The 12,879-nt window shown below is 40.7% G+C and carries 7 protein-coding genes; all 7 read right to left on the reverse strand.

Going from position 1 to position 12,879, the window contains the following annotated elements; all coding sequences use genetic code 11:
- Positions 1-212: 212 nt before the first annotated feature.
- Genes AC0L7T_RS12180 through AC0L7T_RS12210 form a run of 7 tightly spaced genes read right to left on the reverse strand, consistent with a single transcriptional unit; the run spans position 213 to position 12,876 of the window.
- Positions 213-2,516 carry a vWA domain-containing protein gene (locus AC0L7T_RS12180; RefSeq protein WP_473342911.1) on the reverse strand — a complete coding sequence of 768 codons (2,304 nt, stop codon included), beginning with the start codon at positions 2,514-2,516 and terminating at the stop codon, positions 213-215.
- A 13-nt stretch (positions 2,517-2,529) separates the two neighbouring features.
- Positions 2,530-4,143, reverse strand: coding sequence for a contractile injection system tape measure protein (locus AC0L7T_RS12185; RefSeq protein ID WP_473342912.1), 1,614 nt, complete (start codon positions 4,141-4,143; stop codon positions 2,530-2,532).
- 8 nt (positions 4,144-4,151) lie between these two features.
- Complete coding sequence (locus AC0L7T_RS12190) at positions 4,152-7,478, reverse strand: hypothetical protein (protein WP_473342913.1); 3,327 nt, start codon at positions 7,476-7,478, stop codon at positions 4,152-4,154.
- Between the two features lie 21 nt (positions 7,479-7,499).
- Positions 7,500-8,567: a tail fiber domain-containing protein gene (locus tag AC0L7T_RS12195; protein ID WP_473342914.1), complete on the reverse strand. Its 1,068-nt coding sequence runs from the start codon at positions 8,565-8,567 to the stop codon at positions 7,500-7,502.
- 30 nt (positions 8,568-8,597) lie between these two features.
- Positions 8,598-12,176, reverse strand: coding sequence for a hypothetical protein (locus AC0L7T_RS12200; RefSeq protein ID WP_473342915.1), 3,579 nt, complete (start codon positions 12,174-12,176; stop codon positions 8,598-8,600).
- Positions 12,177-12,179: 3 nt separating this feature from the next.
- The gene (locus AC0L7T_RS12205; RefSeq protein ID WP_473342916.1) at positions 12,180-12,581 is read right to left on the reverse strand and encodes a GPW/gp25 family protein; all 402 of its coding nucleotides are present in this window, start codon (positions 12,579-12,581) and stop codon (positions 12,180-12,182) included.
- Between the two features lie 7 nt (positions 12,582-12,588).
- Positions 12,589-12,876, reverse strand: coding sequence for a PAAR domain-containing protein (locus AC0L7T_RS12210; RefSeq protein WP_473342917.1), 288 nt, complete (start codon positions 12,874-12,876; stop codon positions 12,589-12,591).
- Positions 12,877-12,879: the final 3 nt, after the last annotated feature.

Raw genomic sequence — 12,879 nt, forward strand, 5'->3', positions numbered from 1 at the left:
TTCCCTTTCAAAAAAAACTTAATACTACAAAAAAAATAAAACTGCTGTCTCTCCATTTATTTCAAAATACTGCAACTGCTTTTGGCGGTTTGGCCAACATTTGGAGAATTGCTTTATTAGAATAAATAAAATGTGGATCTCAAGGCTTTTCCCGAGATCACACATTTTGTTGAGTGGAGATCATTCTAATATGACGGCTTTTTAAAATGGGCTTAATGTTTTTTTCTTGACAGCCCAAGAATGGATAATAACAGTGCTACCACTAAAAGAATCAGCCAAATTATCCAGTCTGGCAATCCTATTGAAACTAGCCAATCCTGAATGTGGTCAATAATAGAATCGGATTCACCTATTTTTGAAAGATTTCCAGTATATATTTCCTGACCAGTTAATGTCAAAGACACATGTTCATCGATGTTTCCGGAAAAAGTAAGGGTATAGCTACCATCCTGATGATCTTCAATCTTATCTATTTTCACATTGGAATTGTCAATAGTAAAACCTTTTCCATATGCAGGGCCAATTAATTTCCCGGTTGTAGAAACCGGTTTCATGTTTATCACTAAAGAATTTTTAATTGGTTCGGTAGAAAGATTAGAGGCATCAAGGTCAATTCCGTTGAAACTGGTAAAAAAACTTTCAGTGGCAAATCTTTGGAAATTGCCTGTTTCCGGACTGTCACCAGAGATTCGGTAGACTATCTGATAATTACCGGCAACGGTAAGACCATCAAAAGTGTTTTCATACCTACCATCTGAAGTATGGTTTAAGGTAATTACGTTTTCATTATAGGCCAGACTATTTTTAAAATTTGGATCATCTCTTATAAGCTGATTGTATTTCTGAACTCCCGGAGATGGTGCATCCGGATCGTTTGAAACATTAACAGTCAAAGGGTTATTAGCTAGATAATCTCCCAAGTCTTCACCCGGCCGTAAAATAATTGCCTGAACATCCGCATCAGTTATTGGTTCTCCCAGCCAGTTAACTGTCACGGAAGGGTTCAATACAGTATTTACCATTGGAGAAGAGGCTCCATAGGAATAAGTATAATCCAACCTGTGGTCATCAGCGATGGAGGTAACTTTCACTTCACTGATATTTAATTCACCTGTAGCCCCTATTTTAACTGTCCAGTTGCCTTCCGGTGAAGTGACAGGAGCGCCACCAATGATAGGGATATTAAATGGAATGGTCAATAAAATGGTGTTGGAATAATTACCAACCCAGGAGGGATTCACTCCTGATGTTATAGGTACCCCATCCTTTTCAAGCGTAATTGCTGAGGCAAATTGGACTAATTGGGGGACTTCAAATTTTCGGTTTGCCTTAATTTTGACCAATAAGCGAGATACCTTTTTGTTCAAAGGAAAGGATTGTAGGGTAGTTGAGGCCTCAGTTCTATTCAAATTAGTGGTTGATCGGACTAAAAGCTGTGGGCTGAGTGAATTCATTGCATTGGCAAGCTGATTTTCGAATGCTATATCCAATGTTCCATCCTCTGTTCCCACATAATTCCCTCGATTTGTATCTGCAAGATTTTGTAGTACATTCAGGTCAGGCCCGTTTGGGCCGTCAATCCCAATAGTAAAGACTTTTATGCTTCCCGGGCCTGCAGGGTAGGAAGGGTTAAGTGATGTTCCGTCAGAATAACCCTGACCATTTAAGTTAACTTCAGGATTCACATTTTGATCTCCATCTGTAAACAAAACCAAAAACCGGGCCCGTGAACTATCCGTTATTTTACCTTGTCCATCTTTCATACCTGCTCCCATCGCTGTACTTCCTCCTGGAGACTGGGAATTTAATTCGGAATTAACGGTATTTGCTGTATTTACATTGTCAATTGGAATAAGGGAGGAAGGGAAATTTCCTGCTGAAGGTTGGGTAACAGCACCATGAAAATAGGTAAGACCAATATTATCACCGGTTCTACCCAGATTATTTAAAACAAGCATAAAATTTGCGGCTGCATCCTTGAGTGCCTGCCAGCGTGTTATTCCTGCACTGGTATTAATGCCCATACTTCCCGAGCGATCCATTACCAGTACGATATCCATTCCCGGACTTATGATCAGGGTATATGGTCGGTTTCTGGTACGTGCACCTGGATCTGTTTCATCTGAAACTGTCACCGTAAACGTGAATGTACCCGCTTCAGTAGGTGTCCCTTCAATGGTAGCAGTTGAGGAATTGGCTACTGCTCCTCCAGAAGTATCCGGAATTGTTACTGTGATGCCATATCTGGTAAATGAAGTGCTTGTTACTCCTGTGGCACCACCTGGAATAGAGGCAAATTCCCAAAACACATTTCCAATAGCGTTTACCACCCCAAATTCAGTTCCGGCAGGGATTTCTTCCATTCCTAAATTAAATTCATAATCAGAATTCGGATTTGGTCCCGTAACATCAACATCTTCCGGAGCAGCTTTTAATCCACTAAAATAAATTAACCCAATCACCAAAAAGGCTATACTTTTTAATGATAATCCAGATAAAACCTTTGTATTTTTCATGGTCAATAATTTTTTATATCCATTTAACTTGTAAAATATTAGGCATCCATTGTAGTTTTATCATGGAAAATCCCCATGGTAATTTCTTTAATAGGATGTCCTGTGTTTTTTGTTCTACTTCTAAAATTAATGCGGGATTCCCGGGAATTAATTTACCAGGCCGGCGAATAAAAGCTTCCTGCACGGCCTCAGGGGAACTGTTACCCAAAGCTTTCCAGTGATTGACCACTGCTTTAAGTAATTCCTCAGCATTGGACCTTTCCAGATCAGAAATAGGTGAAATTTCGGGCAGTACTGTTTCCCATAATATGCCACATAACAATTTTGGAAGAAGTTTCTGGTATTCAGGTACCTCCTCTATACCATGGGCCAAATACACCAAAACATTGACCGCCCTGGCACTCATTTCCACGGACTTAAAAAGTCCTTTGTCCAAAAAATCACAGGACTTAAAAAGTTCGTTGATAAATGGAGATAAAATCGCCAAACCTGCATTATTTACCCAAATGGGTTCCAGATCCGACGATATTTCTTCCTGAATGGCTCTGGCCATTTCTTTCATTTTGCCCACCTCAGCTGCAGGAGTTTGAAGTGCTTTTTCGCCCGGGGATGTTGATGTATTTTGGGAATCAATTTGGCCCTCGAATGGGGACAGGGATTTTAGTCTTGATTTTTCCTTTTCTTTGTTTCCCTTATCAGATTTAAAATCTGAAATAATTTTATTTAAACTATTCCCCAGGTTCCTTTGAAGCGTTTCAGGGATGCTTTGTTTCATTAATAAAAGCTTCATTGAAACCAATAAGTTTTCCGGAAGCTTTTTTAAAGTTTTAAAAAGAATTTCATTCTCTTTACTATTTGTGGAAGCTGGATTTTCCTCAACATTCACAAAACACCAAGAGAGTACATAAGACCAGTAGATTCTTTTAAAAAGTGCTTTATCCAGTGCTGACGTTAATAAATAAGTGTCAATCCATTTCCAGTTATCAAAATTTGATTTTACTGGTGTAAACTGATCCAGGAGCTTCAAAATAAAAGGAACCGAAAAATGGCTTGACAATCTTAAGAGGGCCTGTTCTGATCTTTCAATCAGCTTTCTCAATTGTACAAGTTGCTGGCTATCCAAGCCTTCCAACCAATCTTCTTCAAACTTAAAATCTAATGGTACCCAGTTTGGCAACCGACCTTTTTCAAGAAAGAAAGTAAAAATTTCAAAAGGTCCCTTAAACAGTGAAATCGTTTCTGGAGTTTTACCTATCTCCGCTCCAATAAGGGATTCATGGGAACCATTGGAATTTGAGGTTTGTCCATTTTTTTCTTTTTCTGAAGTAATGGATGTCTTATGAGAGATGTTCTTTTTAAGTGCTTCCCTAAGTGCATGGTTTAAATGGGTGCCCAATTCATTGAAAAGGTTGTTTTTATTGAATTTCCCCAAATCAATTTCCATTCTTTCTATCAGAAGGTGTTGATTAGGAGGTAGGAGGTCCTCAAAACAGTTTTCAAAAGAGGGGGTATTTATTTGTTTGATTAATTCCATATATCGGCGCTCAATTTCCTGGGCATCCTTTACATTATCTGTAATTATTTCAAGTACCTGCTTATGGATGATGTTTAAAGACCCTTTTGTCATTTCAACTATTATGTAAGAAAATCCAGATAAATTGCATTTAAACAGGCAACTAGCTCACTGCGCAAAACCTCCATTTCTGAAGCTTCAGAAGTATCCCTGAGATATGCCTCGAGCCAGGACCTGTACCTTTGTTCAAATAAATCAAAACAAGGAGCATCCCCCGGAATTGCTGATCCTCTTCTTGCAGTATCCACCCATAAGATTCTGGCTAAAATATGTGCAGGACAAGTCTTTCGGATCGTTTTTTCAGCATATCGCCTAAACTCCTCTCCGCGGAAACGGTCAGGTTGAGCTGTTTCTGGTTCAGCCTCGGTGTCGTTGAAATCTCGACTATATCCGGAGGGAAATATAAAGCTAATCTGGAATGAATAGGGTTCTACTGTGGTTTCCTGATCTATCAACCCCAGAGAGGTTGTGTCTTGAGGAGCAAGTAGAAAATGTTCGATCATATAAAAACCTTCCCTACTATAATGTTGGTAAAGGTGATCCCTAATTCTATTCATTTCTTCCAGGGCTGTCTCTTGGTCCGGGAAGACCGAAGCTGACCTGGCAAGGAGATTTCCAGCTCCTGTTCCAAGGGCAACCTGATATTGGTTGGGGGCATTTTCGACAATACTGTAATTGTTATGGTTTTTTCCAATTCCGTTAATTGTTTCGATGGCCACCAAAGCATTCTCCGTGGCGGTTTCATCATCAGGCCCCAGGTAGTTGCCTATACTTTCAAGGAGGATTTCTCCCGATGCACCTGGCAATTCTCTAAGTCGAAAACGTTTTTCGATAAGTAGATCAGCGTCTATTTCATCATATATTTCGAAATATTCATCTAAGGGAACTGTAAGTACCCTTCTTTGCATTACCCTTATTCCTAAAAAATGATAAAGTCTGCGTTCAAGTGGAATAAGGGCAAACTCTACCCATTGCCTCAACAAAGACTGAATGATCAAATCCCTTTCAGTCTCCGCCTCAGCCTCTGAATTGAAGGATTGCGTACTTCTTGCAAGGGCATCACCCCCAGGGGCTGGGCGTAACAATAGGAAATTAATGCCATCAGCAGTAGCAACTTCATAATTTATTTCAGAAGTCGCCAGTCGCAATGAAACTGCCGCAGTCCTTTCTGCCTCCATTCGTGGAGGATATACCTGGAGACTTTCCAAAACCGGCACTTGTTCTGAATTCATTATTTGCCAATGAAAACCCAAGGGAGTTTCATTAAGCTCAATTGCCGTACTTAAACGCCAAAGGAGACTTCCATATGCTTGAAATCTGTCTCGGTTTAAAAGTGGTAAATCGTAATAAAAAGCAGATTTATCTTTTAACAACCTTTCCAATGCATATAAATAATGCTCCTGCTGTAATTCCAACAGGTTGTTTAGCTCCATTTCTGCCGAATCGGTAACCTCCATCACTTCCTGGAAAACCATTTCAGCGTATTCTTGCATGTCTTCTCCTAGCCTGGCTAATAAATGATCCAAAAAACGGTTTCGCCTGTCTAGAAATTGCTCTCTTTGCTCTCCGGCCCTTAAGGCTTCCCTGTAAGGGTTACCTTCCTCTGCCTGAAAGTCTTCCCATTCAGAAGATTGGTTTTCGAATCCAAAAAGTTCTGAAACCATGGGAAGGTGATATAGAGTTTGATGAAAGACCGTTGTATCCAAATTCGGATCAGCGGAGAAGAGAGCGTTCAATTGAGACAACTGAGTCAATTGCCCAGCAATGAGTTGTTCATAAAAAAACAAGTATCCTTTTAGTTGTTTGGCTTTGGCTTTACGTGCAGGCAACGCATTTGCAGATAAGCCATACTTTCCCACCCCATAAACCACGGGCAGCTCATTTTGTAAAGGATAATAGTCCTTTATCGGCAAGGTATTTCCCTTTGGAATGGGTAAATCTTCAAAACCAGGGACCAGGGTATTCAAGTATTCCTCTTTTAAAATCCGGTATTTTTCAATAGCCCTTGAAAAATCGTACACTACCTTTACGTCATTTCTAATGATAACAATCTGGCATTTTGCAGGACTTAACCGAGGGACATGACGGGTGCTGTCCACGAGTTGTAGGCAATCCTTAGCTCCTTTGGTAATGGCATGGTTATCCAACCAGTTGGAAAGGGTCAGACTCCTCAGGGCAATAATTCTACGTGAGGAAATTTTTTCTCGTTTATTTACATCTGTATGCTCGGAATTCCTTTGTTGAAAAATCAGTCTAAGGATATCTGAGGTATATATTTTGGTTTGAGGTTGATTGGAAAGAACTTCCTGGGTTTTTAAAAAACCCTCTGCCATAATGGGGCCTTCATAAATTGAAGCCGAATCATTGTCTTCCCCCTGAAGGTCATTCAGACTTTTTAAAATTATCGGTGGTGAAAGATGCTGGTCAACTGCAAAAAAGATGTTGGCTAACAAGGTTTCTACATCAACTCCTGAGCCTATTTCCAATATGGCTGAAAATGCGATTTCCTGCAAACGGACGGCTTTGAATTCAGAAAAATCTTCACAAAGATTTCTGTAATCCCTGGCGTACCTTTGAACGGACCTCATGGCCGTATTGGCTTCTATAATCCGGTTATTATAGGCTTTAAAAACATTTTCGTTAGGAAGTGTAAACAATAAATTTTCAATTTCCTGTAAGATTTGAGGCAATTCAACAAGGGTATTGTTTAGTGGAGAAGTTACTTGCAAAATTATCCATAATTCCATGCTTGCCACTGGTCCTGTTATCGGTTGATAATCAAGGGTTATGCTGGCAAATTGGGAATTTTCTCCTTTTAATGGCTGCCAGGGATTGCTGAAAGCGGCACTTAATATCTCCACGTCTTCTTGAAATGGCTGTACATCCACTTCATCCCAATAGGGAAATGCGAGGTCTACCCGGAAATCGGCCCCAAGGCCAGGTGGGGAAACCAACAAGGAAAACACATTGGAATTTAAAGTGTCATCGGCAAATTCAAGTAAAATACTCAGTTGGCCACTGGGGATGTTGGGAAGTTTACTTACCCAGGCATTACTTACCAATGGATGGTCTAGGAATATTTTCTTAAAATCAATAGATGAAACTGGAGCCACTGGCAAAACCTGTGATGCAGTAAAAAACTCCTGTCCGGCAAACTGTTCCCCGCTGGTGAGCAGGTCCGTCATATCCATGCCGGTACGTAATCCCACTTCTGTCAGGGAATAGCAGTATGCTTCCAGTAAGGTTATTCCCGGATCATGAATATTGTGGTCTGTCCAGGTTGCGCCTGCAAGCTCACGGATGATCTTTAAACCTTCCTCCCTTAGAAAATCATAATCCTGGCTTTTGTATAAAGGTTTAGAAGTTGGTATGCGTTTTGATTCATCCATTTTATACTGATTTTCGAGTCTTTATTGCTTTTTGCTTGAAGATTTTTTAAGGGTTGCTACTTCTTTTTCCAAGGTCTCCACTCGGCTGGCCAATTCTTTGATCGAATTTACCATGACATAGGTCAAGGCATTGCCATTAAATGAAAGTAGATTTTTTGGCAATTCTTTCACTTCACCGGCTTTATTCCTTTTGGAAATCATATAGGGAAATACCTTTTCAATTTCTTGTGCAATAATTCCCACTTCTTCCTCATTGGGATCGGTGTTGCTTAGGCCATTGTACCGAAACTGTACCGGGCGAACATCCATTAATTTTTTAAGTCCGTCCTCAAAAGGTTTTATATCCTGTTTAAGTCGTTTATCCGAAATTACTGCCCATGTAGTACCTCCTGTAGTTTTTCCTGCAGTTCCATTCACCTGAAAAAGTTCGGATGCTGCCTGAACAGGCCCATTATTTCCAATAATGGTTCTTCCATCCCCCATAATAAAGATTCGCGACTGGGTACGTCCGTGAGAAATGCTGATGGGTTGGTTAACAGGGGCATTGAGGTTAACATCGCCTGCCTGGCCTTGCCTTAAAGCAAAATTATCGTTCCCATCACTTTGGGTTTGGTTACTAAACTGTGCATAAGCGGCTGAAGCTCCCTGGCCGTTACTTATCACAGAATTGCCTAAGCGCACCCTTTCAGCAGTGCCGGTATTTGCGCCAAGGTTTACTTCAAGGCGGTATTCTGGAGCGGTTTCGAAAGTACCTATACCTACTTGTCCACCTCCAAAAGCCACATCTCCCTGATCCCCTACTGGACTAAATGCCCCTGTACTTCCAGAGACAATTGGATTCCAATCGGTTCCATCGGATAATTCAATTTCTCCGGAAGTGGTATTAAAACGAAGTGTTCCTGTAGGTCCATTTACAGGCTCACCTAGGGTCACTCCTCCGGTTACAACCAGGTTTTGATCGTCATCTACCTGAATTTCATCATCAATAATATTTATAAATGAATCCATTATATCAGAGAAATCCACTCCGTTAGGACTATCTCCATCTTCAAATTGGCCCTTTAAATAAGTTCTACTTCTTGGTTCCATACCTTTAATGATTTATAATTGAAATAAAATTCACTGTACTATAAAGTTTACCTTGACAATCATTTGACCTATTGCGATATTTTTATTACCACTGCATAAAATATCTTCAGTTTGAATGGCGTTAATCCTATGGTTGTTGTCGGACACCAGAATTGAATCGGCTTGGGATGCTTTTGCTACCTCCACTGGCTGGCCCACAATAAAATCACTGCCTATTTTGGCATTGGTCACTCCAATGGTAGCCTTCGGAGTAAGACCGACGATAAAATCCTCATTGATTGCCATTTTGGAAATTCCTCCAATAGCAGGACCTTTAAACCGATGATATACTTTGAAATCCACAACATAATCCACATAATTTCGGCCTTCCACAAATGCCAAAAGTTCATTGCGGTATATTTTCCCGCCAAATGTGATGTCCTTTCCTTCATCGTAGGCCCAGGCACTTAAAAATTGCTTGATCTCTTCATTTAATTTTGCCGAATAAAAGCCCGGATCAAATCCCTCCATAAAGGATACCTTGCAATCCACTAGCAAAGTTTCATATTCTGGGTTACTTGCAACCGGTTTTACAAAGGGAGAGCAGCAATGTTGGCTGATATAATCAGAAATATCTCTTAAAAGTGAGGCGTTACATTTGGGTTGCAATGGATCCCCTGCCGCAAGCTTACGAAAGTCAGGGACAATAACCATTTTGATGTTCCCTGGTGCTATGTGGTTGTTTGAGTCCGTATGGGAAAGGCATTTTACTTTGAATATCTGTGGGAATTTATCCAGAATTTTCCTTTCGTAATCCCAACTGGAAACAGTTCTGTTTTTATGGCGCAAACGCTCACTTACCCGCTGAAAATAAGCACCATCTGTTTCCGGAGATAAACCTTGAATAGATCCGTATTCTTGAATGACATTTTTAATTCCAGATACTTTTTTCACCAGTTTGCCAATGCTGTTTGGAGGTAAAGGCTTGCTAAGATGGTCAATAAAGGAAGTCTCTGAAATATCATTCTGAACCAAGGTGGACGCAGCAGCCTGCAAATGAATGGCTTCGAAATTTCCAGCCCCATCCGCATGTTCGTTTACAAGTACACGGAGCCAATATAAATTTTGGGTCATGGTAGTATTTTCCCAAGTAGCATCCGCTCCTAAATTCAAGCGTAATAGTCCTGATCTTTGCAATCCGTTTGTGCTATCCTCCAATATGTCACCAGCGGAAATTGTTTTCCATTGGTCTTTAGCCATATAACTCCAAATAAGGTCTGAGGAACGTAAAAGCGTATTACCTGGAGCACTGCCATCAGAGATCTGAAAAAGCATAGAAAACAATTGAGGAGGAGTAGCATCCTGGATTCCAATGTAAAGTGCCCCATTTTCAGGTGTTTTTGGCACTATCCGGGCTGTTTCATATTCCCTAAGCTCATGTGGTCCAAAGATATCCAGAGAAAAAAACTGTTCCACACCATTAGGGCTGGAGGGAATAAAGGAATCTCCTGCTGTATAATTCAAGCTTACCGACTTTAATGTAGGTGTGTATGGTTCATTGGGCAGCTCCGGAGGATTACCTGGAGGACTAAATTGGCCCAATGCAATAGCTTGTGCCGTATAAACCTTTGAAAAGGACTTATGGCCGAAAGCTTCAAAAGGGGCATAGGCGGGCAAATAATCCATATCTCCTCTTGTAGGGCCTGTAAGAACCATTTTAATAAAACCGGTGGACAATCCGGCCTCATATTGGGTAAAGGTATTCATGTCAGGATTTCTGTTAAATCCTGAATTAATTAAACTATCCGCCATTACAGTTGATAGTACCTGAAAATCCCGGGGAAGAAGGGTCCCTTGGGCGTTAAATAGACTTTGCGCAAAGAGGAGGCGTGTTTTCCAATTTTTGGCTGCTAAAAGATACAAGTCTGCAGTGAATATATTGTTGCCAAATCCTTCAATATCTTCGCTACCGTATTCGCTGTAATGGTCGGTAAAATTCTCTGGTGGATCCTGCCATTCAAGTTTGAGAGATAGACTTTTAACGGACTTATTGAATATCTCAGGACTGCCAATATAAAAATTGGATTGGATGAGTGGCTGGCTACCAAAAGGGAGCACAGGTTTCTCTGGGTCCTGTAATACCTGATCATTTTGTAATACCAAATCCTTTACCCCATTGGCCTCCACCAGAATATCAACGCTTCCTATGTTAAAGGTACCCAGGTTTTCAAGTTGGTAAGCATAAGGTAATACCTGACATCTGAACACTGGAAAACGCGTTACATAGCCAGGGCCATGGAGCTGTTCATCATAGGCGATTACCTCTCCTGAAGATGCGGGGATAATTGCTTCAAAACTTAACTTTGATGAAGAATACTCCTTCACACTAAATGATGGATTGATCCAGCCCTCTGATCCCGTCATGGAAATTTCAAATGCTTTGGGTGGTGGGCTTGAGGACGAGTCCTTTAAATTAAGGGTGACAAGTACCTTTCTCTCACCCTCTGAAAGAAAAAAGTTAGGGGATGCAATAGCAAAACCAATTTTTGCTTCCGTCATGTTTTTTTCCTCAGCAGAAAGGCCTAATTGTGCTTTGCCTAGAGGTCGAAATCCTGGTCCGGAATTGGCTATGACAAGTTGAGCATCTTCAGCTTTATAGACAATCTTTTTACCGTTTGAATTTTTATCTGTATAGCTTGATTTGAGTGTCTTGACAATGGCATGGTTGACAACTATTTCGCTATTTAATGCATATTGCCTTTTATAAAGTCCGTCTGAGGTTTTTCCTGCATCCAATAGCGTACCTGCTGGAAGCAGTACTGGGGCTGCATTTTTATTTAATCCAAATACAGTATGTACCTGATCAGGTATCGCCTTTTTTCTTTGGATTTGCAGGACTTTTTCATAATAATAGGTAAGATGTCTTCCTGTCAAAAGGTTGATATCCTCTTGTAATATCCCGTAAACATGTAGAAAAGACAAAAGCAGGGCTTGGTGTGGGGGCCAATCATTTCTGGAAGTTGCACCTCTTTGATAAATGATCTCGGAAGTGCCTATTACTGGTGAGAGGGTTTGCTGGATAAATAGCCTTTGTGAATGACGGTTTCCCTTAGATACTTCCACAACCTGACCATCAAAATCCGCTCTTTGGTCTGCATTATATAATCGCTGTAAAACAGTTGGTTTGGACCCATTTCCCTGGCTCACCGAATATACGCCATTTTGGATGGGATTGTCCTGTTTCCATACCAATAAGAGGTCGCCAGAAAGCATCCTTACTCCATCCTGCTCAGGCAATAATCCATTTGAGATAGCTATTAAACTGGAATTAATTCCATTGTTTCCATTGTAATACTCAGCCGATAAATTTTCTGTGGTGGCAGCCTTTACAATGATAGTGCTTACTTGATCAAGGTTTTCAAAAAGCGGAAGCCAGGTACCTTGCTCCTGATTGTTAAGGTTAAAATATATTATCTGTTCCGACAACCTTTTTAGGAAACTGATATGGTCTGATTTTTTGCGTTCGTCAATCCTTATCGAATCAGGATCCTGAGCAGGGATTGCCCTTTGGAACTGATTTACACCATCGGAACTCCTAAGAAACTCAATTATCCGATCCAGTTCTTTCATATATTATTTTTCTGAGAGATAGAAGGGGAATACTAAATTGGAGCGACTGTTGGTGGCTCGGACAGTATAATCTATGGATAGGAGTATTCTCCCTTCCAGTTCAACTTGGGGTATTATTTTAATTTGATTGAGGTTAATCCTAGGCTCAAAGTAAAGAATACTAGTTTCGACTTTATTTTTAATTTCAGTCATTAAAGTAGTGTCCAGGGTTTCAAATACCAAGTCATCGAGATTGCAGCCAAATAGGGGTTGCATTACCCTTTCACCGATTCTAGTAGCAAGCAAAACCTCCAGGCTACTTTTTATATCTTCCTCTCCGGAAAATATTTCTACGTGCCTGTTAACCGGGTCGAAGGAAGGGGGAAAACCCCAGCCTTTGCCTAAAAATGAATTTTCTGGTTCCATAGCTGATTTAACCAATTAAAACGGTGAAACAACCCAAAATAACCGTTCCCCCATGAGCGGTTGAATCTCCCATTCTGGCAGCAAATTTCCCCTCGATCTGAACGCTTGTTGATCCTTTGATTATGGTATCAGGAGGACCCGTACAGGTAGCCATATCCCCAACACATGCTGCTGGTAATCCCCCAATCAATACGGTGGCACAACCCGGTGGTAAAATTGGACCTCCCACATGCGGAACGGTTCCAGTCACCATCGGACATACATGCATATCAGAAACTCTTGCTGCTGGTAACATCTT

This window comes from Cyclobacterium sp. 10D3-21 (genome assembly GCF_055809755.1).